The sequence below is a fragment of the Marinobacter sp. genome (assembly GCF_040882185.1).
GTDB lineage: Bacteria > Pseudomonadota > Gammaproteobacteria > Pseudomonadales > Oleiphilaceae > Marinobacter.
The window spans coordinates 25,255-48,133 of record NZ_JBBEBW010000032.1 but is presented as its reverse complement, the minus strand read 5'-3'; the positions used below and the strand labels follow the sequence as shown (position 1 = coordinate 48,133).

General features: G+C 55.8%; 19 protein-coding genes. 6 read left to right on the top strand and 13 right to left on the bottom strand.

The genetic code is table 11. The features are described from left to right. Positions 1-22: 22 nt before the first annotated feature. Complete coding sequence (locus WEB64_RS15265; protein WP_368060732.1) at positions 23-1,711, top strand: HAD family hydrolase; 1,689 nt, start codon at positions 23-25, stop codon at positions 1,709-1,711. A gap of 113 nt (positions 1,712-1,824) precedes the next feature. Here WEB64_RS15265 and WEB64_RS15260 read toward each other — a convergent pair whose 3' ends face one another. From WEB64_RS15260 to WEB64_RS15250, 3 genes are all read right to left on the bottom strand, one after another. Then, positions 1,825-3,357: a cryptochrome/photolyase family protein gene (locus WEB64_RS15260; protein WP_368060734.1), complete on the bottom strand. Its 1,533-nt coding sequence runs from the start codon at positions 3,355-3,357 to the stop codon at positions 1,825-1,827. A gap of 136 nt (positions 3,358-3,493) precedes the next feature. Then, on the bottom strand, positions 3,494-4,561 hold the full coding sequence (locus tag WEB64_RS15255) for a fatty acid desaturase (protein ID WP_368060736.1): 1,068 nt from the start codon (positions 4,559-4,561) through the stop codon (positions 3,494-3,496). Between the two features lie 75 nt (positions 4,562-4,636). Continuing rightward, positions 4,637-5,740, bottom strand: coding sequence for a ferredoxin reductase (locus WEB64_RS15250; protein WP_368060738.1), 1,104 nt, complete (start codon positions 5,738-5,740; stop codon positions 4,637-4,639). 266 nt (positions 5,741-6,006) lie between these two features. Here WEB64_RS15250 and WEB64_RS15245 point away from each other — a divergent pair, with 266 nt between their 5' ends. Continuing rightward, positions 6,007-6,639: a TetR family transcriptional regulator gene (locus WEB64_RS15245; protein WP_368060740.1), complete on the top strand. Its 633-nt coding sequence runs from the start codon at positions 6,007-6,009 to the stop codon at positions 6,637-6,639. Between the two features lie 37 nt (positions 6,640-6,676). Here WEB64_RS15245 and WEB64_RS15240 read toward each other — a convergent pair whose 3' ends face one another. From WEB64_RS15240 to WEB64_RS15225, 4 genes are all read right to left on the bottom strand, one after another. Then, positions 6,677-8,116, bottom strand: coding sequence for a wax ester/triacylglycerol synthase family O-acyltransferase (locus tag WEB64_RS15240; RefSeq protein WP_368060742.1), 1,440 nt, complete (start codon positions 8,114-8,116; stop codon positions 6,677-6,679). Between the two features lie 178 nt (positions 8,117-8,294). Further along, a complete protein-coding gene (locus WEB64_RS15235; RefSeq protein ID WP_368065675.1) occupies positions 8,295-9,671 on the bottom strand; it encodes a GntP family permease in 1,377 nt (458 codons plus the stop codon). A gap of 26 nt (positions 9,672-9,697) precedes the next feature. Continuing rightward, entirely contained in the window at positions 9,698-10,291 is a 594-nt protein-coding gene (locus WEB64_RS15230; protein WP_368060746.1) for an HD domain-containing protein, read from the bottom strand. 15 nt (positions 10,292-10,306) lie between these two features. Continuing rightward, entirely contained in the window at positions 10,307-11,089 is a 783-nt protein-coding gene (locus WEB64_RS15225) for a class II aldolase/adducin family protein (protein WP_368060748.1), read from the bottom strand. 105 nt (positions 11,090-11,194) lie between these two features. Here WEB64_RS15225 and WEB64_RS15220 point away from each other — a divergent pair, with 105 nt between their 5' ends. After that, positions 11,195-11,887 carry a Crp/Fnr family transcriptional regulator gene (locus WEB64_RS15220; protein ID WP_368060750.1) on the top strand — a complete coding sequence of 231 codons (693 nt, stop codon included), beginning with the start codon at positions 11,195-11,197 and terminating at the stop codon, positions 11,885-11,887. 139 nt (positions 11,888-12,026) lie between these two features. On the opposite strand, the gene WEB64_RS15215 is transcribed toward WEB64_RS15220, so the two are convergent. Together WEB64_RS15215 and WEB64_RS15210 are read right to left on the bottom strand one after the other, a co-directional pair. Then, positions 12,027-13,979 (bottom strand): alkaline phosphatase D family protein, encoded by a 1,953-nt coding sequence (locus WEB64_RS15215; protein WP_368060829.1) that lies wholly within the window; start codon positions 13,977-13,979, stop codon positions 12,027-12,029. 121 nt (positions 13,980-14,100) lie between these two features. Continuing rightward, positions 14,101-14,544 carry a hypothetical protein gene (locus WEB64_RS15210; RefSeq protein WP_368060752.1) on the bottom strand — a complete coding sequence of 148 codons (444 nt, stop codon included), beginning with the start codon at positions 14,542-14,544 and terminating at the stop codon, positions 14,101-14,103. Positions 14,545-14,743: 199 nt separating this feature from the next. Between WEB64_RS15210 and WEB64_RS15205 the strand changes: the two genes are divergently transcribed. Genes WEB64_RS15205 through WEB64_RS15195 form a run of 3 tightly spaced genes read left to right on the top strand, consistent with a single transcriptional unit; the run spans position 14,744 to position 17,128 of the window. Beyond that, positions 14,744-15,088 carry a PepSY domain-containing protein gene (locus WEB64_RS15205; protein ID WP_368060754.1) on the top strand — a complete coding sequence of 115 codons (345 nt, stop codon included), beginning with the start codon at positions 14,744-14,746 and terminating at the stop codon, positions 15,086-15,088. Positions 15,089-15,101: 13 nt separating this feature from the next. Further along, positions 15,102-15,773, top strand: a complete 672-nt coding sequence (locus WEB64_RS15200; protein ID WP_368060756.1) for a response regulator — start codon at positions 15,102-15,104, stop codon at positions 15,771-15,773. Next, entirely contained in the window at positions 15,770-17,128 is a 1,359-nt protein-coding gene (locus WEB64_RS15195; protein ID WP_368060758.1) for a sensor histidine kinase, read from the top strand. The genes WEB64_RS15200 and WEB64_RS15195 overlap by 4 nt, the downstream gene beginning before the upstream one ends. 13 nt (positions 17,129-17,141) lie before the next feature. Here the strand turns inward: WEB64_RS15195 and WEB64_RS15190 are convergent, their stop codons facing one another. The 4 genes from WEB64_RS15190 to tmpT all read right to left on the bottom strand — a co-directional run bounded on the left by WEB64_RS15190 (position 17,142) and on the right by tmpT (position 22,876). After that, the gene (locus tag WEB64_RS15190; protein ID WP_368060760.1) at positions 17,142-18,683 is read right to left on the bottom strand and encodes a SpoVR family protein; all 1,542 of its coding nucleotides are present in this window, start codon (positions 18,681-18,683) and stop codon (positions 17,142-17,144) included. Next, positions 18,680-19,966 (bottom strand): YeaH/YhbH family protein, encoded by a 1,287-nt coding sequence (locus WEB64_RS15185; protein ID WP_368060830.1) that lies wholly within the window; start codon positions 19,964-19,966, stop codon positions 18,680-18,682. Before WEB64_RS15185 ends, WEB64_RS15190 begins: the two co-directional genes overlap by 4 nt. Positions 19,967-20,052: 86 nt before the next feature. Then, positions 20,053-21,975, bottom strand: coding sequence for a PrkA family serine protein kinase (locus WEB64_RS15180; RefSeq protein ID WP_368060762.1), 1,923 nt, complete (start codon positions 21,973-21,975; stop codon positions 20,053-20,055). A 232-nt stretch (positions 21,976-22,207) separates the two neighbouring features. Further along, positions 22,208-22,876, bottom strand: coding sequence for a thiopurine S-methyltransferase (gene tmpT / locus WEB64_RS15175; protein ID WP_368060764.1), 669 nt, complete (start codon positions 22,874-22,876; stop codon positions 22,208-22,210). Positions 22,877-22,879: the final 3 nt, after the last annotated feature.

Here is a 22,879-nt window from a genome sequence, read left to right as displayed (position 1 = left end):
AGTTCCTGAAGGAGACCGCCCAATGGCGCGTTTTTCGGATTCGCTTCATGCCCCCGCAGTATTGCTGTTTGACTGGCATGGCACTCTGGTAGATACCCACGACGCCATGTTCAGCGCCATGGAAGACATGCTGCCCCAGCTTGAAGAGCTCGGGTTGGTAGAACGGCTGTTGCCAGAACATCGATGCAAGACCCCGGAAGACGCCCGACTGGTGCGCTACATCCGGATATTCCGGCGCCTGCATCCTCGCATACTGGCCGAACGGCGGGTCTCACGGACCGATATTTTTAACGCGATTTTTGGTGAAGATCGCGACGCCAAGCTCATTGCGCACAAGGCTTATAACGATTGCTACCGCAAGTACTTCGGGCAGGTAAAACCCTTTCAGCAAGGGGTGTTTGAGTATCTGCAGGCCTGTAAGACAATGGGCATCAAACTGGCAGTGGCCACCAACCGCAACCGGGAGTTTCTGGATACTGAAATTCGAACGGTGGATGGTGGCTGCTGGGTCAACCTGTTTGATACCACCGTATGCGCTGATGATGTAACCCATTATAAACCGGACCCGGAGGTGATTCTGAGGGCCCTGGAGAACTTGGGGTTACCGGTGGATGCCACTGCCTGGTATGTGGGGGACAGCTACATCGATATGATCACCGCGAACAACGCGGGAGTGACTGCAGTATTCTACAATGGCGCAAGCTGGGATGCCGCCCGTATCGACAGCTGGTTCAGCAGCCGTGAAAAACCAGGTGTTCTGCTGGACAGTTTTGAGGACCTCATGGATTGTCTTGGGACCGTGGCAAAGGCCTCCCCAGGCGTGTTTTCGACAGCGCCCGCTGCGGTGCGCCCGCCACCATTTCCGCCTCCTTCCCCGCCGGAGCCACGGATTGAGGCGGACTGGCACCCCGCCATTGCAAAACTGATCCGGCCTGCGGTTGTGCTCTTCGATTGGCACGCTACTCTGGTGGACACCCTGGACGCGATGTATCACGCGGTGGATGACATGCTGCCGGACTTTCACGGTCTTGATCTCATGGATCGGATGGTGGCGCCGGAAGACAGCAAGACTCCGGAAGATGCGCGCCTGGTGAGCCACGTGCGTGAATTTGCCAGGCTTCATCCCAAGGTCAAGGCTGACCGCAAAATTTCCCGCACGGATATTTTCGAAGTGCTGTTCGGGGATGACGAAGACGCCAAACAGTCGGCCCATAAAGCGTTCAATCACCATTACCGCAAACACTATGGCAACGTGGAGGCTTTCGAGCCTCGGGTGCGCAATGTGCTTGAAGGCCTGCGACGATTGGAGATCAAAGTGGGTGTAATCACCAATCGGGACCGGGAGTTCTTTGAACACGAGCTTGCGGCAGTCGAAGGTACGGGCTGGAGCGAGCTGTTTGATACCAACGTCTGCGGTGACGATACGCCACTTCGAAAACCGCATCCTGACCAGTTGCTGTTGGCGGCTGAACATCTCAATTACCCGTCCGATCCCAGTGTCTGGTATGTCGGTGACAGCACCACCGATATTATTGCTGCCAAGCGAGCCGGGATGACTGCAGTGTTTTTCAACGGCGCCCAGTGGGACCTTCCCTGGTTGCACAGGATATTTCCCGGCACCCGTCGACACCCGGACAAACCCGATGTAGTGGTGAACGACTTCTCCGAATTCTGGGCGTTGGTGCTGGCGTGCGAGGTTGGCCCGCCTTGATGGCAGCGAGGAGCTCACCGCCGGATTTACACACTATTTACCGTCATCCTGCCCGAGCTCCTCGACAACTTTCGGGTTGCGAACCGCCCATTCGGGAGTATTTTTGGTGCCTCTCACAGTGATTCAAGATTATCCAACAGCCAGTCTGCGCGCTTGAGAAGCGCTTTTTTGCGGGCTGGATCCTGCCTGTCCCAGTTCCGATACATCATGCCCATGCGGGGATTATTAGAAAATTCATCGCGGTGACAGTCAATGAAATGCCAGTACAAAGCGTTGAACGGGCAGGCATCTTTTTCCGTGGATTTGTTCACTTTGTAGTGGCAGTTGCTGCAGTGGTCAGACATGCGCTGGATGTACTTGCCGCTGGCCGCATAGGGTTTTGAGCCCAGGTAACCGCCGTCGGCATGCATGACCATACCCAACACATTGGGCAATTCGACCCAGTCATAGGCATCGGCATAGACCGCAAGATACCAGTCGCAGATTTCCTCCGGTTTTACCCCTGCCAGCAGCGCGAAATTGCCGGTGACCATCAGCCGCTGGATATGATGGGCGTAAGCGTTGCGCCGGGTGGCATCGATGGCCTTGTGCATACAGCGCATCTTGGTATCCCCGGTCCAGTAGAACCAGGGCAGGGCGCGGGTATTGCCGAGTCGGTTCTCTTGGGCATACGCGGGCATGTTCATCCAGTAGATGCCCCGCACAAACTCCCGCCAGCCGAGAATTTGCCGGATAAACCCCTCCACCGCGTTGATCGGCGCACGTCCGGCATGCCAGGCCCGGGCAGCAGCCTCGCAAACGGCTAACGGGTCTAAAAGTCCGCAATTGATATAGGGTGACAAAATGGAGTGGAACAACCAGTCCTCATCGTCGGCCATGGCATCCTGGTAGTCGCCAAAACAGGGCAGGGCGAAATCGATGAAGTAATCCAGCGCCTGCTCGGCGTCCTCCGGGGTTACGGCAAAATGGAAGTCCTCCAATGTGCCAAAATGATCGGCGAAATGCTCCTCCACCAGATCAATCACCGCCCGAGTCACCTCATCGGGTTCAATACGGAAAGGAGCGGGTGCGGGCGGCTTACCGGTCCACTTGCGGCGGTTGTCGGTATCAAAGTTCCATTGCCCACCTTCGGGTTTGCCCTCGGATGTCATCATCAAGCCGGTTTTTCGACGCCTCTCGCGGTAAAAGAACTCCATTCGAAGCTGCTTCCGACCCTCGGCCCAGTCCGCGAACTCCTGCTTGCTGGCAATAAAGCGGGTGTCGGGACGGATTTCAACCGGCACCCCCAATCTCTCATGCCACTGGCTGATTTGATCGTGTAACCGCCACTCGCCACATTCAGTGGTGACAATTCTGTCCGCGCCGATTAATTCGAGCTGGCCGGCAATAACTGCTTCGAGGCTCCTGGCTTCATTGTCAGGGTGATAGGTCAGGTAATGAATCTGCCAGCCATCGGCCTCCAAACCTTGCGCGAAATGACGCATGGCGCTGAACAGCAGCACGATTTTCTTTTTGTGATGATTGGTGTAACTGGCTTCGTTGTGGACTTCCGCCATTACGACCCGATCCTGATTCCGGTCCGCACCGTCGAGGGCACTGATATCGGGTGTCAGTTGGTCGCCAAGAATCAGAATCAGATTTGCCATGGTTTCCGTGCCTTCTCTCTCCAGGGTAGTAGGCAGAATACGCCATCGGCTTGAGGGTGGTTCAGCGGTTCGCATGGATATTCGACTTAATCAACTACTCTGATGTTTTTCAACAAGCAGAGCAGCGTCCAATTAGTTATGCCAGCTTCAGCCGCAAGCGGTCCGGCAGGGAAAACTGCAGAACCCGCTTGACTACGGTGCCGTACTGGCGGGCAAAGCTGCCGGTGTTGTAATTAATGCCGTATTTCTTGCACACCGCCTGAACTCTCGGTGAAATCTCGCGGTAGCGATGTGCCGGAATGTCAGGGAACGTATGATGCTCAATCTGGTGGCTCAGGTGGCCACTCAGCAGGTGCATGAGTTTGCTGCCGGTGAAGTTACTGGAGCCGGTGAGCTGGCGCAGGTACCACTGGCCTTTGCTTTCGCTCTCGCATTCTTCTTCGGTAAAGGTTTCCGCATCTTCAGTGAAGTGACCACAGAAGATGACCGAAGAGGCCCACAGGTTTCGCATCAGGTTGGCACTGACATTACCGGCCAGAACCACCGGGGCTACCGGCAACGTGACCAACGGGAAGAAAAGGTAATCCTTGAAGGCTTGCCGGCCGCCCTTGCGGAAGAATTCCTTCAGGAACTGCGTCTTGTCAGCCACCTTGATCTCACCTCGGCGGAGTCGTTCGAATTCAAGCTCATGCAAGCCCACGCCCCATTGGAAGAACACGGTAAGCAAGAAGAAGTTGATGAGCTGCAAGGTATGGGCCGGTTTCCATTTCTCATCGTCGCTGAGACGCAGTAAAGCGTAACCATAGTCGCGGTCCTTGCCGACGATGTTGGTGAAGGTATGATGTTCGTAATTGTGGGTGCGACGCCAAGATTCTCCCGTACACGCTGTGTCCCATTCATACGTCTGGGAGTGCAGGGCCGGGTCGTTCATCCAGTCGTACTGGCCGTGCATGACGTTATGGCCTATCTCCATATTTTCGATTATTTTTGACAGGCCAAGAGTAGCCACAGCGGCCGCGAACACCGGCGGTATGAACCCGAATGGCATCATCACCCGGCCGCCGACTTCAAGCCCACGGTGCAGTCGGATGATCCGTCGGATGTAACGAGCATCACGCTCACCAACGTCTGCAAGCACCTCGTCACGAATGGCGTTCAGGTCCTGTTCAAGAGCGTTCAGCTGTTCAGGTGTCAGTTGTTTCATATCGGTTCTCCCCGGCCCTGTCGATAGGTATCGGCGGTCCGGAATTCTATAATCAAGTGGGTATTAAGAAGGCCATTAAAGATCGACAGAGACCGGGCCGCGGGGGACCGAGATACACAGTTGGATGGTTTCTTCCCCGGGGCCGGAGGCCTTGCCGGTAAGCCGGTTTATCACGGTGCCGCTGGTCTTCCTGCAACTGCACTGGTGACACACGCCCATACGGCAACCGTGCTGAGGGGAAAGCTGCGCTGCTTCAGCCGTTTCGAGCAATACGGCGTCGCCTGCGGAGGTTACGTTGATACCGCTGCGACTGAATTGGACTTCGCCCCCGAAATTGTCGTCATTCAGAGTGGCCTTTGGTACTGAAAACAAGGTGCTGTGGATGCGTCCTTCCTCGATGCCGCGCTGATCAAGCAACTCACCGGCCAGATCCATAAGGCCTTTGGGGCCGCACAGATAGCACCGGCGCGCAGTGACATCGGGTACGTCGTCGAGATGCAGTTCATTCAGGTACTCGGGCGTATCACCCTCATTCGTCGCGACGATGCTCAAGGTCAGAGCGGGCCAGCTCAAGCGCAGCGCATGGAGTTTCTCGGCGCCAATAATGTCGGCCTGGGTGCGAACGAAATAGAGCAGGGTGACAGGCGCCCGGTAACCCCTGTGGGCCAGCGCCTCAAGTTGGCTCAGAACCGGTGTCACTCCGCTGCCGCCTGCAATATAGAGTATCGGCTCGTCCGCTTCTGGCAGTCGGAAATCACCGAATGCTTGACCCAGACCGATAACGTCGCCAGTCCCGAGATGGTCATGCATCCAGTTCGTTACCAGGCCACCGGGCAGGCGTTTGATGGTCAGGGTGACCGTGCCCTCCCGCTCCCACTGGGCGGGTGCGCTCGACAGGCTGAAGGTGCGGGTCCGGCGTACGCCCTCGATATCAATGCCAATCGTGATGTGCTGACCAGCTCTGAAGCCACCCCAGCGAGCCGCAGGCTTCAAAATAAAGGTTCTGGTATCAGCGGTTTCATCGACCACCGACTTTACTCGCGCGGGCACGTATTGGCGCACCCACATCGGGTTGATGCGTTCCAGCAGCGGGTCAAAAAAAGCAGCCGGATCTTCCCGGTTAAAAAGCTGCTTGCCGAGCCAACGCAGTGATGGTTTGTTTTCAAGTAATGACAGCATGGTTTTTCCTCTCCATGTGTACAGTTGTTCACAATATGTGCACGACTGTACACAACGTCCGGTCAGTCTGTCAACAACAATCGCTGGAGTGCATGGGTCATATACAGATCTATGAATTATATAAATTTAATTGTGAATTATTTAGTAAGAAAAGGGTTGGGTAAGTGAAAATGTCCGTATTATGGCTCGATATGACAGCTCAGATTTCCGGCGACTAAGATAAATGTGTACACTTGTTACCGTAATCCTAACGGTGGTCTATTAACATGGCAGACAAGCAACGGCGTAAGCCCGGTGAGACTCGCGACAAGCTGATGACGGCTGCGCTGTCACTGGTAGGCAAAGGCCGACACTTTGCCAGCCTGGGAATCCGCGAAGTCACCCGTGAGGCGGGCATTGTGCCGACCTCGTTCTATCGACACTTCCGTAATATGGACGACCTGGGACTCCAACTGGTGGACGAGCTGGGTCTGGTGTTAAGAAAGATGATGCGTGAGGCTCGCGCCAACGTTTTGCAGGCTGACAAGTTGATGGCGGAATCGGTCGCGATCTTCGTCCGCCATGTGGAAGCCAATCGCAGCTTTTTCTTCTTTATGGCGCAAGGGCTGGCGGGTGAGAGCCACGCCGTTCAGGAAAGTATTCGCAGTGAAATGCGCTTTTTTACCAGCGAACTTGCCAACGACCTGCGGCGAATGAGGCTCGTTGAGCACCTGAACGACCGGGATCTGGACATGACCTGCGATCTGGTCGTTCGCAGTGTGGCGTTCAGCCTGACTGACTTGCTGGGAATCTCCCCGGACGACGAGTACCAGGTTGAACAGGTCAGAAACCGCACCACCCGATTTCTGCAGCTGATTTTCGTGGGCGCTGCGCACTGGAGAAGCGTCGAAGGGTCGTAATGCCAGCGCCGCAATCCTGTCGTGGCTTTACTGACCGTTACTTTTTCTTTGTTGTCTTGCGCCGAGTCGCAGGCTTTGCGGTTTTTGGGGCCATCAGGGCTTCCAGCTCATCCAGCGCCTCGCCGGTGTAAACCGCCAACCGCTGCATGCTGGGCAGGGTGTCCCGGCAGCCGGTGAAACCAAAGTTCAGCGAGCCTGCGTAGCTCAGACAGGTAATATTGAGTGCTCCGCCATGGGCGATCAAGGATACCGGATACATGGCTTCCAGTTTTGCGCCTTCATAATACAGCGGCTTCTCAGGCCCTGGCACGTTGGAGATGGTGACATTGAACACCGGCCTCATGCGTCCGCCCAGGCCTGACATCAATTGCAGTATGTAAGGCGACATCAGCAGCATGGTGTATTGGTTCAGGGCGCTGCGGGGCAATTTCTGCAGGTGTTCCTTGGCGCGTCGGGTCGAGGTTTTGATCGTGTTCAGCCGGGTGATCGGGTCGGCCTCGTTCGTGGCCAGCGTGGCGATCATAAAACTGATGGCGGTGCCGGTGCCTTGGTCATCCGCCGGACGGATGTTCACCGGAATACCTGCGGTCAGTGAAGTATCCGGCAGACTTTTCTGCTCGATCAGAAATCGCCGCAGGGCGGTACCACACAGGTAAAGCACAATGTCGTTCAGGGAAGCATAAGTGGTCTTGGTCAGCGCCTTGAGACGATCAAGCTGGTAGTGCTGAGTGGCTAATCGGCGCTGGCCGGTCACCCGTTTGTTGAGTATTGAGCGCGGTCCGGTAAATGGCGCTGTCAGATCATCATTTGGATGGCGCACTGAGTTCACCAGGCGGTTCATCGCTCCTACCAGGCGAGGTGCCATGTCGGCCTGGATGCGCAATGCTTCTAATGCCTGGGAAAAAGCCGCCGGTACGCTGGCTTCACGATCGGTGCGCCTGGCGCGGGTTTGCTGGGGCCTGACAGACCAGGGCGGCAGCATGTTGGTCTCGGCCGGGTTGGTGGAGAGTACGCGCTGCAACAGCCGTACGCCGCTGATGCCATCGATCATGGAATGATGCATTTTAGTGTAGAGCGCAAACCGGTTCTGCTCCAACCCTTCAATGATGTGGCACTCCCACAGCGGACGGGCAAAATCCAGTGGGTTGGAGTGCAGGCGGGAAACCAGAATGCCCAGCTCCCGTTCACTGCCGGGCCTTGGTAAGGCGGAGTGGCGCACGTGGTAATCAAGGTCGATCGTCTTGTCGGATTTCCAGGCGGGGGCGATCAGCCGACCCAGAAAACTTGTGTAAACAAGCTTGTAACACCAGGGCGGTGCCAACTCAAAATCAGCCTTCATCCTGTCCAGAAGATCCCGCAGAAAGGTTTCCGGCGCATCGTCCGGGAGGGAAAAAATCTGCAGGTTTCCTACATGCATCGGCGTATCTTCAGACTCGACCGCTAGCCAAGATGCATCCAGTGTTCCCAGGCGTTTCATTGTGCGTCCTCTTGCACCCGGTCAGCAGTGCGCCTCCGGTTTTGTTTTTGTGTCATTGCAATTTGCAAGTATACGCAACAAAGCGCTTCGGAAACGAGTGCCGAATCAGACTATTTGGTTTCTCTATCAGAGGCGTCGCACATTTTGGGACCCGCCGGTGTGGCTGATGTTCCAACGCTCAGAAAGCCGTCACTATGCCGATGGCTGTCAGTGTGGCGATCACCGGAATGGCAACGGTCACTACGAAGATGTCTTTGTAGGCTTCACGATGTTTCAGGCCCATGATGGTCAACATCGCAATAACCGCGCCGCAGTGCGGCAATGAATCAAGTCCGCCGGACCCGAGGGTGGCGATCCGGTGAAGGGTTTCTGGTTCCACACCCAGAGCGAGGTAGCGCTCGGCGAAGGTTTGCATGAAGATCTGAAGCCCGCCGGAGCCCGATCCCACAATCGCAGACACCACGCTGACCGAGGCGAATACCGACAGCAGAGGTGGTAGCGGCAGCTCCAGCACCCACTGGGCAAAGGCGCCAAAACCGGAAGTCTGGGTCACTACGCCACCGAAGCCGATGACCGCTGCGGTATTCAATAGCGGCATGATGGCGTCGTCCGCCCCGGAGCCAAGACTTTGCATGGCTTTGGCGCGGAAGCTGGCAAATAACACCACGCAGCTGGCGGCACCCAGCACCAGGGCAAAGCTCGGCCAGATAATAGGTTCGCCGTTGGCGAAGGTGACCAGGCCGCCCAACCCGGCTGTGTTTTCAGTGACCAGACCGGTAGCAGTAAGCAGGCGGGGCAGAATAATAGTGGAAAGCACTACCACCAGCGGCAACACGCTGAGTTTCCAGTTCGGCCCATGGGTGAGCGTGGGCGCCAGTTGCTCCATGTTCTCGTCCTGGCTATTGGCAACATAACCCTCACCATTGGCCCGGGCTTTGGTCCATTGTCGCTCCAGATAAACCATGCCGAGCACGAACATAACCACCGCTGCTACGATGCCAATAAAGGCCCCGGCAAACAGGTCGGTGCCCAGTGCCGAGGCGGCGATAACGTTATGGATAGACGGTGTACCGGGTAATGCCGTCATGGTGAAGGTGCCAGCCCCCAGGGCAACGGCACCGCAGAAAAGCCGTTTCGGCAGGTTGGCTTCTCGCATCAGCGCAACGCCAAGGGGGTACATGGTAAAGATCACCACGAACACCACCACGCCGCCGTACGTCAGCATGGCGCATACCAGCATGGAGACGAGAATTGTGTGCTTGGCGCCGAGCTTGCGGGTGACCGCACTGGCAATAGACCCCGCCGCTCCACTGGCTGCCATCATCTTGCCGAAGACGGCGCCGGTGAGAAACAGCACAAAGAATTTACCGGCAAAACTGAACGCGCCAAGAGGGCCAAAGGGGAAATTCTGCAGTAACGCCTCTGATATTCCCATACCGTTAGTAACGGCTACCACCAGACTGGCGCTGAGGGCGGCAATCAAAATATTGACGCCCCTCAGCGCCATGACGATCAACAGAACCAACCCGGCCAACAGCCCGATGTTTCCCAGCATGGTGCGACTACCTTGTTGTTATTGAATTACATCGCTTCGGCGGGTTTCTTGTACAGCGATTTTCGGGGCTTTGCGAGCACTCGGCGGAGCATCGGCTCGAAGTAACTCAAGGGCAGGGTTTCAGCTTTCGGATCGAAAGCGGGTGAGTCGTACTTGCTGACGAACTCCAGCGTACGGTCATAATGGGGATGGTCACGGTACTGATCCCGCATGTCCCGGTCCATGCCGAGATAATGGAAAAAGTAGTAACCCTGGAAAATGGCGTGGTTCTTGACCATCCAGTGGTTCTCTTCAGTGACAAACGGCTCCAGCAAAACAGCCGCCACGTCGGCGTGGTTATAGGTACCCAGGGTGTCACCAATATCATGCAGCAGGGCGCAGACTACATATTCCTCGTCCTTGCCGTCGCGATGTGCCCGGGTTGCGGTTTGCAGGCAGTGGGTGAGGCGGTCTACCGGGAACCCGCCGAAATCGCCTTCCAGCAGTTTCAGATGAGTCATGATGCGATCCGGCAGGCCTTTGGCAAATTGACGGAAGTGGCTGCCAATCGCCTGCCAGTCCTCTTCGGTGCCTTCTTGCATGTGGGTAAAGGTGGCGTGTGTTTTTGTTGTCTCGGTCATGTCAGTTCACCTGTATCAGTCACGGAAGCCGGGGTCGAGGCGGTCGAGTTTGCGCAGCAGTCCTGGCCAGGCGAGGTTGCCGCCCTGGCCTTTGGTGACCTGGGACGCCTGCTGCTTGATGGTATCCACAATGCCATCGGGTATCGGGGTCAGTTCCCGATTACCGGACAGGGCACTGATCTGCACCTCACAGGCTCGCTGCAGGATGTACATGCCGAGAAACGCGTTGGCGATGCTTTTCCCTACCGTCAACAAGCCATGGTTGCGGAGGATCATCGAGTTGGCATTGCCCAGGTCTTTCTGTAGCCGGGCCTTTTCATCCTCTCGCAGGGCCACACCTTCATAATCGTGGTAGGCAAGACTGGCCAGAGGAAACAGGCTTTGCTGGGACAGAGGCAGCAGGCCGTCTTTTTGCGCCGAAACCGCCACCCCGGCGGCAGTGTGGGTATGCATCACGCACTCGGCATCGTCGCGGACTGCGTGAATGGCACTGTGGATTGTGAAGCCAGCGGGGTTGATGTCGAAATCTTCGGGGTTGATCTTGTTGGCGTCCTGATCCACCCGAACCAGACTGGAAGCCGTAATCTCCTCGAACATCAGGCCGTAGGGATTAATCAGGAAGTGATGCTCATCGCCAGGAATGCGGGCGGAAATATGGGTAAAGATCAGATCGTCCCAGCCATAAAGGGCAATCAGACGATAGGCGGCGGCAAGGTCGACCCGTAGTTGCCATTCTTCGGCACTGACGCTGTCTTTTTTGGATGGTATGTTTAATTGTGATGAGGTTGCTGATGACATGAAAGACCTCTTTGATCATTTGTGGTGTGGCTGTTGTTATAAGCTATTCAGTGAGTGTAGGCCGGACTTCCTTACCAACACTGTCAAATGGTTTACACTCTGGTGATGACCGACATTAAAGCTGTACTGAAACGTTGCCCCCTGTTTTCTGTTTTTCCGGAGCCAGCGCTTGAAGAAGCATCGGCGATGGCTCGCGTTCGCCAGTTCAAAGCTGATGAGCCAATTTATGGCAAAGGGGCGATGCAGTCGTCGCTTTCGGTGATTGCTGAGGGTACCGTTCGCATCAGTTCTGTAAACCCGGCGGGCAGAGAGGCTGTCCTGGTTATTTTTGGCGCTGGCGCCTGGTTCGGAGATACCGTATTTTCCCCCGGAATGCCGCGGGTCTATGGTGCCACTGCCCACGAGCCGGTCTCCGTGGCGGAACTTTCGGGTGAGGGCTTCCGGCAACTGTTGGCCCGTAACCCCGAGAGTTACCCGGTCGCGCTGGATCTGGTCAGTCGCCGACTCTGGGCCGCCATGTCATTGATTGAGGACGATGCCCTTCGGGGCGTCAAACCGCGAATCGGCCGACGGCTGCTGTTCCTGGCTCAGATGCATGGTGACACAGTGGCAGACTCGAGGCCGGTCAGCTTCAGGCTGACCCGGGAGCATATTGCCAACATGATGGGGATGACCCGCCAGGGTGTTCACAAAGTGCTGAAGGAATTTGAAGCCGACGGTCTGGTCAGTTTCCAATATGGCCGGGTTACAGTGCCGGACCCGTCGCGTCTTGAAACCAGTCTTCTGACGCTGGAGTAGCGGTACAGCGGCAGTTGGCTGGCCTGTTCAAAATCGATGAAGTCGGGATCGAAGAAGGGGAAAGTAATCCGGAACCCGGTACAGGCGACGCTGATGTCATAGGGTTCCACGCGGCCATCCGTAAATTCCACCGAGTTCCCTAGCGCCGGACGGTATGTTTGCCCTGTTCAAACCGGGTTCCGCCGCCGGTTGCGTTGAGCTGACGAATGTCAGTCGGCGCGCCCTCCGGGTCCAGCGTCACCAACCCGATGCCGGAATTATTCCAGAGTCGTTCTCCGGCCTCACGCCCCGACGGCATTCTGGGGGTTACCTTCATCCGCCGCCGCTTGGTAAACCAGTTCAGGGGAGACCAGGGGGCATACAGCCAACGGTTGATCCGGTCGAGCCATTCCAGCAAACTTTCCGGAAATTCGTTTTTGAGTCCGCTGCTGGTGATCTGCCAGATGTCGGGGCCGCTCTGCTTGTGGCGCAGGCGAACATCATAAGCAAATGAATAGTGCACATCGCCCGACAGTATAACGAAGTTGTTCGGCGTGCCCGAATGACCAAAAATATTCAGTAGCACGTTGGCTGCTCCGCGATGCGCCATCCAGTTTTCTGCGTCTACCAGCAATGGCCTGCCAGCCCAGGTGAACATTCGTTGAATGGTTTCAATCAGCTTTACGCCAAACATCGGGGCAGAAGACACCACGATCACGGCTTGCTCTCCCATGACAGCCTGCTGGAACTCGGTTAATGCCTCCCAGTCCATGAGGCCGGACGGGTAACTGCGGGTGATCTCACTGCGCCAGCGTCGGGTGCGGGTGTCGAGGACCACAATCTTGGGATTGGTGGGCAGCGTGTAGTGCCAGTGATGGAACGTCAGGAGCTCGTCAATGAGTCGGTCCTGGGCGCCAATGTCGAGAAACCCTTTAGGTTTGTCCCGATTCAGCAGCGCCTCTGCCTGCGACAACAACTCCTCAAAAGCGCCAGGGTTGTTGCCCCAGCCCTGGCAAAGCATGTATCCCAGCAGGGCGTTACCGACAATCCGCTTTGAGAAGGGGTGCCCATAGGCAGTGGCTTCCCAGAGTGCAGACAGGTTCCAGTCGTCGGTGACATCGTGGTCGTCAAAAATCATATAACAAGGCAGATGGGCCATTGCCCTGGCTGTGCGGGGCAAGCCTGAGACAAAATGCTCAATGCACGTTAATTCCTGCCGATAGCGGGCGGCTTTGTCATCGTCGAGTTGCGGTTGCCGGGGGTCTACCAGGCGCCAGCACACAGGCGACCACACCAACAGATACATAGCGATGACTTCAGCAAATGAAATCAGGTGGTTCTGGGCACTGCTGGTGGTGAATACGGGCTTTTCCACACCGCCAAAAAAACGCTCGGTCAGAGCTTCGTTGCTTTTGGTCGCAGGTAGCAGTTCATCACGGTGGTAATAGGTATCCGGGTGATTAAGCAACTCCCTGCTGTCAGCCACCACGCCGCCCTCGAGGTATTCATGGAACAGCCCCAACCGCTCGATCAGCTCGTGAATACTGCGCAGCATGGGCCCTGCTACATCATCAGCATAAATCTGGTCGCCAGTCATCATCAGTAATGCCGGGCGCTCCAGAATGTCAGGTCCGGCGGCGATCAGTTCTTCATCGACCCGGACCAGGCCATCCTCAGCAGGATGGTGCGGTCGCCGACAGGAGCCGTGGAAGAGCCGGTCGATTCGGCTCTTGATCACGAAATCAGGCCTGATAGCCCCGGGGAGGCAGAGATGCGAAGCCCAGTCCAGAATCCAGGTGGTCTGGACTGAGGTGCCTGTGGCAACGCCAATGTCATAAGCCAATCGCGTATCTGTGGGCAAAGGCGCCTGGGTAGCGAAATCGATCAGGTGCAGGAAAGCGTGAGTGCCCACGGCCAGAGTTGTTACATGGTCTGGGCTGAGAAGCTGATCCTCCAGCAGTTCATCGGAGTTCGCGACAGTGACGGTAAATTGCAGGGAGCAGGGTTCACTTGACACCAGCCAGAGCACGATTCGTTCGGGGGTAACATGCCTCAGAATGGGGCCAGCCAGTACCAGCGGCAGGTCGCATGCATGGTGGTCTTCGGCAGGCATTGACGATTCATCGGCCACGTAAGTGAGTTTCCTTTTGGTTTATTTCCTAGCCACAGGGATGGTACGTCTGTAATGGTAAGCTGGAACGGGCACCGCGTGGCGGTGCCCTATGATACGTCGATCAGCTTTTATTTGAGACCGGCTTATCGCTCCTGAAGTCCACATCGTGACCGTTATCGTCTTCGCCTTCTACTTCAATGTAGCCATCGCTCTCGATACTGATTTCGTCAATGGTGGTCATGCCATTGCTTTTGGCCGCCTCAACCGCTTGACGTACGTCATTCTCCTGCATGCCCCACGGGCCATCAACCCGACGTTTGCGCTCTTCGTGGGTGACATCCCCGTTTGAGGAAACATTGATTTCTACAAACCACTCATCGTCAACCCAGCCTTCAATTTCGACGCTGCTGTCATCGTCGAATTCAAATTCCTTGTAGTACTGGATGCCGTAGTCGCTGCCTGCTTTCAGGGCATCATCAACGCTGGCAATGGGCGCCTCGGCAAAGGCCGTGGGTGCGATCAAAGCGGTTGCAACGGCAAAACTCAGGATTGTCTTTTTCATCATTCATACTCCTTGCTTGGGTTCTGATTCGTCAAATATATATGCAAAGCGCATACTGGTATCTGTGTTCTCACTGGCGCCGACACGTGTTGATTGCAGAGGGGCGACGTCGTCAGTGTGTCCTTTTTACCAAGGGTCACCTTTCGGGGAGCTGAGCGAACCATTCATATTCTGTTCATGTATGTTTTGACACACTGGTGCTATGAAAACGCTGCCTTGGTTTATGCCGACATTATTGTTGTTATTGTTCACGTTCACGATTGGCGGGGTCTCTGTTATTGCCCGCGCCGACGATGACTGGGCTGAGCTACACCGGGAAGTGGAAGCGGGCCGTATCGTGTCGCTTTCCTCCGTATTGAACGATCTCGAGAAAGACTACATGGGCCAGGTCGTTGAGGTGGAATTTGAGCGGGATGACGGCCAGGTTATCTATGAAATCGAAATGATCGGTCCGCACGGCCAGGTTGTCGAGTTTGAAGTTAACGCAGTCTCCGGCCAATTAATCGGTATTGAAGGCAGTAATATACGGGGTATGACTCGTAAATGAAGCGGTTTACAACATGAAAGTTCTACTGGTAGAGGATGACCAGCCGCTGGCTGAAGCCCTGGCGGATGCGCTTAAAGATGCCGGACTGCTGGTGGAAGCAGTGACCACGGGCGGAGATGCGGACTTCCTTTTGAAGACCGAACGCTATGATGTCGTTATCCTGGATATGGGGCTGCCTGATGGCAACGGTAACCACTGGCTTTCCCAGTGGCGGGAGGAAGGAATTGATCTGCCCGTGCTGGTGCTGACCGCCCGGGAGCGCTGGTCGGATAAAGCCGCGGGATTTTCCGCCGGGGCCGATGATTACGTCACCAAACCTTTTGAGACCGCCGAAGTGCTGTTTCGGCTGCGAGCTCTGGTGCGACGCAGTCATGGCCATGCCCACCCGGTACTTACGATCGGGGATCTGGCTTTTGATACTCACACCGGGCAGGTGACTCTGGCAGGGCTACCCGTGACGCTGACGACCCAGGAATCCCGTTTACTGGCCTATCTGATGCACGCAGCTCCTCGCCTGGTCACCCGTGTCGAGCTGTCCGAACACGTTTATGATCGCGACCAGGAACCGGATTCCAACGTCATTGATGTCCAGATCAGCCGCCTGCGTCGCAAGCTTGGAAGTGATCGTATCGAAACGGTGCGGGGGCAGGGTTATCGCGTGCTCGAAGCGGACCAGTCCCGTTGATCGCAAGATTTCGCCGGCTTGCGGTTGGCACCCGGTTGCTGATCGCCGCGCTGATGCTGGTGCTTGTCATGCTGCCAGTGGCGGGAGCTTTGCTGGCCTACAACTTTAATCAGGCAGTCACCACCGCTTTTGATGAGCGCCTTGAATCTCTGCTGAATGTGGTGCTGGCGGGGATAGATTATGACCCGGTGGAGAACACTCTGGTAAGCGGTCGCGCCCTCGGAGACCCCCGTTTTGATAGGGTTTTCTCCGGCTGGTATTGGCAGGTGACGGACCAGAACGACCGCACACTGACCTCCCGTTCGCTCTGGGATCAGCGGCTACCCACCATCGAGAACCGCGCTATTGATATTCGGGATATCGAAGGCCCCAGAGGGCAGGCCCTGCGACGGATTGAACGGGACGTCCAGTTGTCGAACCTCGATGCCACCCTTCATCTGACCGTCGCCGCCAGCCGGGTAGAACTGGATGCGGAGGTGAATCGGTTTCGCCAGTTGCTCTGGATTTCCCTGGCAGTGCTGGGCTTTCTGTTAATCGTTGGTCTGGCGCTTCAGGTTCGCTGGGGTCTGACGCCGCTGCGGCGTATCCGGGGTAACCTAAGGGAGGTTGAAAGCGGCAGTATCGAGAAACTGGACACGGATTTACCGGCCGAACTGCGGGAGTTGGCAGAGGCGATTAACATGATACTTGACCGGGACCGGCAACTGATCGAGCGCGGGCGGACTGCCGCAGGCAACCTGGCTCACGCCCTCAAAACGCCGGTCAGTGTGTTGAAAACCCTGTCGGACCGGTTGCCGGATGCCCAGCGCAACGCCGTCGTAAAAGAGCTGTCGCGCCTGGATGAAGCCGTACGGCACCATCTTGCCCGTGCTTCAGCGGCGGGCGCGGTGTCACTGACGACATCGGTAGATGTACAAACGGTGATGTCGCCTGTGCTTGACGGTATCGGCCGTTTGGCAGAACGCCGGGGGCTGAAGTTCAACAAAGGCCCCGTACCGTCCATCCAGGTGCGAATGGACTCCCAGGACCTGCAGGAGATACTGGGGAACGTTCTCGAAAACGCCGTTAAATGGGCCAGAAGTGAAATGTCTATGGTCTGTGAAGTGAGTGGGAATCAGTTCTCGATTACTATCACAGACGACGGTAAAGGCATGACCGAGAGCGAATGCCAGACCGCGTTGAAGCGCGGGGGCAAACTGGACGAACACCGCTCGGGCTCCGGCCTCGGGCTCGCTATTGTCATGGACCTCGTCAAGCTTTATGGGGGCGAACTGGTCCTTTCCCCCGCTGATGGCGGGGGCCTCGCTGTCGTGGTACGCGTGCCAACAGTGACCGCCAGCCTGGCGATGCGTTAGTGCAATGTTTCCGCTATACATCATCCAGATCGAACTCTCGCGGCGGGCAGTGGAACTCTTCTGTTACGGCGCCGTCCTCCATGCTTTCCAGGTGCACATCAAAACCCCAGAGACGATGAACATGACGAATCACTTCGTTGCTGGACTCGTCCAGGGGTACGCTGTTAACCGGGATATGCCGCAGGGTCAATGAGCGGTCACCACGCACGTCCACATTCCATACCTGAATGTTGGGCTCCCTGAAGCTCAGGTTGTATTGCCTCGCCAATTGCTCCCGCAGACGGCGATAGCCGGTTTCGTCATGAATGGCGGTAATACGGTAGACCTCTTCATCTTCGTCATCGCCAATAGCAAAGAGCTTGAGATCCCGCATGACTTTAGGAGACAGGAACTGCAGGATAAAACTCTCATCCTTGAAGTTCTTCATGGCGAAATGCAACGTTTCCACCCAATCTGTGCCAGCGATGTCAGGAAACCATTCCCGGTCTTCATCGGTAGGGTTTTCGCAAATCCGACGCAGGTCGGTAAACATCGAGAAGCCCAGGGTGTAAGGGTTGAGGCCGGAGTACCACGGGCTGTTGAAGGGCGGTTGGTAGACCACAGCGGTGTGGCTTTGCAGGAACTCCAGCATGAAGCCATCGGTGACCAGACCTTTTTCATACAGGCGATGCAGCAGGGTGTAATGCCAAAAGGTTGCCCAGCCCTCGTTCATCACCTGGGTCTGGCGCTGGGGATAAAAGTATTGCCCCAGTTTGCGCACAATGCGGATAACTTCCCGCTGCCAGGTTTCCAGCAGGGGAGCGTTCTTTTCAATGAAATAGAGCAGGTTTTCCTGGGGCTCCGCCGGATAGCGCTTCTTGCGCCGGGATTTTTCCTCGTCCCGCCCGGACTTGGGTATGGTCCGCCAGAGGTCATTGAGTTGTCGTTGCAGGTATTCCTCGCGATCTTTCTGGCGCTGCTGCTCTTCCGAGGCTGAAATCGGCGAGGGTCGTTTATAGCGGTCGACGCCGTAATTCATCAGGGCGTGACAGGAATCCAGGATTTCCTCGACGGCGTCCAACCCGTGTCGTTCTTCACATTCCGCCAGATAATTGCGGGCGAACACCAGGTAATCAATGATGGCGCTGGCGTCCGTCCAGGTGCGGAACAGGTAGTTGCCCTTGAAGAAAGAGTTGTGGCCGTAGGAGGCATGAGCAATGACCAGAGCCTGCATGGGCAAGGTGTTTTCTTCCATCAGGTAGGCGATGCAGGGATCAGAATTAATGACGATCTCATACGCCAGCCCCATCTGGCCCCTCTGATAACCCTTGGAGGTATTCAGGAACTGTTTGCCGAAGGACCAATGATGGTAGCCCACCGGCATGCCAACCGAACTGTAGGCGTCCATCATCTGCTCGGCGCTGATTACTTCAATCTGGTTCGGGTAGGTATCCAGCCCGAACTCGGCGGCGCACTTGGCAATTTCATCGTCGTATTGCTGGATCAGGTCAAAAGTCCATTCCGAACCGGTGGAAATCGGGTTGCGGGTGGACGGTTTTTCGATGGAGGCGGTCATGCTGCTTTCCTCTCGAACAGATGTCGGAATACCGGGTAAATTTCGCCGGGGTCCGCGATCTGCTGCATGGCGAAGCTTTGCGGGAAGCGCTCATGGATTTTTTCGTATTCGTACCAGAGCATCTGGTGATCCTGAGGCGTGATCTCCACATAGGCAAAGTATTGCACCAGCGGCAGCACATTCTCCGCGAGCAACTGGCCGCAGACCGGGGAGTCATCATTCCAGTTATCCCCGTCGGAGGCCTGGGCTGCGTATATATTCCATTCCGAAGGTGAATAACGGGATTCGATGATCTTGTGCATCAACTTCAGCGCGCTGGAAACGATAGTTCCGCCGGTTTCACGGGAATAGAAGAATTCTTCTTCATCCACTTCCTTGGCACTAGTGTGATGACGGATAAACACCACATCAATGCGTTTGTAGTTTTTCTTCAGAAACAGGTAAAGGAGGATAAAAAACCGCTTCGCGATGTCCTTATGCATTTGTGTCATGGAGCCGGACACATCCATCAGGCAGAACATGACTGCACTGGTGGCCGGTTGAGGCTGCTTTAAATGTTGTCGATACCGAAGGTCGATCTCGTCAATAAAGGGAATGCGACGTACGTTGGCTTTCAGGCGGGCGATTTCCTGTTCGAGAACGTCGATCTGATCCTTATGGCTGAAGGCCGGGTCCAGATCATCCGGCGCAGCTCTCAGTGCTGCCAACTGGGCTTCCAGCTCACGGATTTTTTTTCGGCGGGCGCCGCCGAGACCGAGACGGCGGGCGTGAGCGCCTCGCAGGGATCGCACTACGTCCAGCTTGGCCGGAACGCCCTGGGTAGAGAAACCGGCGCGCACATATTTGAACGCTTCGGTGTCTTTCAGTTTTTTGCGGGCCAGGTTCGGCAGTTCCAGATCATCGAATAGAAATTCCAGGAACTCTTCCTGGGTAATCTGGAATGCAAACTCATCCATGCCTTCGCCATCGGGGCTGGCTTGCCCCTGGCCCTGGCCGGAACCGCCACCCTGGGGTTTGGGCAGGGTGTCGCCAGCGATGAATTCCTTGTTGCCCGGATGCACCATCTCCCGCTTGCCACCCTGACCATGGTGGAAGATCGGCTCCTGGATATCCCGGGAGGGAATGCTGACGCTTTCACCCCGTTCAATATCCGTGATGGACCGGCGCTGGACGGCTTCCGCCACGGCTTTCTTTATGTGCTGGCGGTATCGGCGCAGGAACCGTTCTCGGTTCACTGCGCTTTTGTTCTTGCCGTTCAGTCGTCGGTCGACAATGTGGGTCATACCCATAGTGGCACTCCTGGTGGCACTTTCTTGCAATTGTCCGGGCGCCTTCCGGCGCCCTTACTGGCTAATGATGCGGTCGGCGGTTAGTGAGACTTCCTGACCCGCAGATACCATTCAGCCAGCAGTCGTACCTGCTTCTCGGTGTAGCCTCGGTCGACCATCCGTTCGACGAACTGCTTATGTTTCTTCTGATCCTCATTGCTAGCTTTCGGGTTGAACGAAATCACCGGTAGCAGGTCTTCGGTGTTGGAGAACATTTTCTTCTCGATCACACTGCGCAATTTTTCATAACTCAGCCAGGACGGGTTGCGACCCTGGTTGTTCGCCCGCGCCCGCAGAACAAAGTTAACCACTTCGTTGCGGAAATCTTTCGGGTTGCTGATACCGGCAGGCTTCTCGATCTTTTCCAGCTCATCGTTGATGGATGAGCGGTCGAGAATTTCGCCGGTTTCCGGATCACGGTATTCCTGATCCTGAATCCAGAAGTCAGCATAGGTGACGTAGCGGTCGAACAGGTTCTGACCATACTCGCTGTAACTCTCCAGGTAGGCGGTCTGGATTTCCTTGCCAATAAACTCGACGTAATGGGGCGCCAGAAATTCCTTGATAAAACGCAGGTACCGCTCCTGGGTTTCCTGCTGGAACTGTTCCTGTTCAATCTGCTTTTCAAGCACATACAGCAGATGAACCGGGTTGGCTGCGATCTCGGAGTTATCAAAGTTGAACACTTTCGAGAGAATCTTGAAGGCAAAGCGGGTTGATAATCCGTCCATGCCTTCGTTGACGCCAGCGGAGTCCCGGTACTCCTGGATCGATTTGGCCTTCGGGTCTGTGTCCTTGATGTTCTGGCCGTCATACACTCGCATTTTTGAGAAGATGCTGGAGTTTTCCGGTTCCTTCATACGCGACAGAATTGAGAACTGGGCTAAAATGTCGAGGGTGTCCGGGGCGCAAGGGGCGCCATGCAGGGAGCTGTCGCGCAATAATTTACGATAGATGTCGATCTCTTCGGTGACGCGAATGCAATAGGGCACCTTGACGATGTAGACCCGGTCAAGGAAGGCCTCGTTGTGCTTGTTATTGCGGAAGGTCTGCCATTCGGATTCATTCGAGTGGGCCAGGATCACCCCGTCAAACGGTACGGAACCCATGCCCTCGGTAGTGTTGTAGTTACCTTCCTGGGTGGCTGTCAGCAACGGATGGAGCACCTTAATAGGCGCTTTGAACATCTCAACAAATTCCAGCAGCCCCTGGTTGGCCTTACACAGACCACCGCTGAAGCTGTAGGCGTCCGGATCATCCTGGGAGAAATCTTCCAGCATGCGGATGTTAACCTTGCCCACCAGGGCCGAGATGTCCTGGTTGTTGTCGTCACCGGGCTCCGTTTTGGAAACGGCGATCTGGTCGAGTACCGAGGGGTAGCGTTTGACGACACGGAACTGGCTGATATCACCGCCAAACTCGTGTAACCGCTTGACCGTCCAGGGAGACATGATTGTCTTCAGGTATCGGGCCGGGATGCCGTACTCTTCCTTCAAGATGTTGCCGTCTTCATCGACGTTGAACAAGCTGAGGGGTGATTCGTTAACGGGGGAGCCCTTGATGGCGTAAAAGGGCACTTTTTGCATCAGTTGCTTGAGCTTCTCCGCCAGGGAAGACTTACCGCCACCTACCGGGCCGAGCAGGTAAAGAATCTGTTTCTTCTCCTCCAGCCCCTGAGCTGCATGGCGGAAAAACGACACGATATGTTCGACCGCGTCCTCCATGCCATAGAACTCGGAGAATTCCGGATAACGCTTGATAACTTTGTTGGAGAAAATCCGGGAGAGACGGGAATCCCGAGATGTATCAGTCAGTTCTGGCTCACCGATGGCCATGAGCATGCGCTCGGCCGCAGTGGCATAGGCAGACGAGTCCTTTTTGCAGATCTCCAGATATTCCTCGAGAGAAAACTCCTCCTCCTGAGTGGCGTCATACCGGTTTTTGAAGTGCTGAAGAATGCTCATGGTGGCCCCTCGCTTGCTGTTTTATCAGCTTTGATTCACGCAAAATTCCCCGATCAATTCGGACCGCCTGTACCGGCGATTCATTGGTAGTTGGTTGAGTTAGATGGAGTCTTACTACCAGATACGCCGGCGGACGGTTTCTGGTTTGGATAATTTTAGCTTAGATCAGTCTACCGGCGTTGGACAGTGACAACTCTGTTTTGTTTCGTGAATGGACGTATTTTTCTTGTGGTTATTCCGTGCCTTCACGTCGTTTTAGTTTGAACACACTTTCTGTGGCGCCGCTCAGGCCCTTGCGCTTGGCAAAGGGATGATCCTTGGCCAGGGTGTTGGTCACCACGTGTTCGATATCCCAGTCCCGGCCATAAAGTTCGTCCACCTCAAGGTCACTGACATTGAAAGGCGGCCCTTTCATTTCGTCATTTTGATAATCCAGCGTCACCAGCAGAATGGAGACCTGCTCCGGTAAAACGGCCGTCATATGCTCCACATAATCGGTTCGCATGCCCGGTGGGAGGGCGATAAGCGCCGCCCGGTCATAGACCAGTCGAACGTGCTTGAGGTCCTCAGGCACCAGTTGGAAGAAATCGCCACACCAGAGTTCAAGATTGTCATGGCGGAAGGTGGTGAAAGGCTGTCCGGGATGCACCGACGCTTTCGCGTGTGCCTCTTCAAAAAAGTCCTTGCAGGCGACGTCGCTGAGTTCCACTCCAATGACCGGATGCCCCCGGTCGTGCAACCACCACATGTCTTTGGCTTTGCCGCAAAGAGGTACAAGCACCGCGTCGGTACTGTGATCAGCAAGCTCTGACCAGTGAACATGAAGATAACGGTTGACGGTGCCTTCGTGGAAGCCAATTTCTTTCTTCTCCCAGCGGGTGTGCCAGAATTCATGATCCATGAG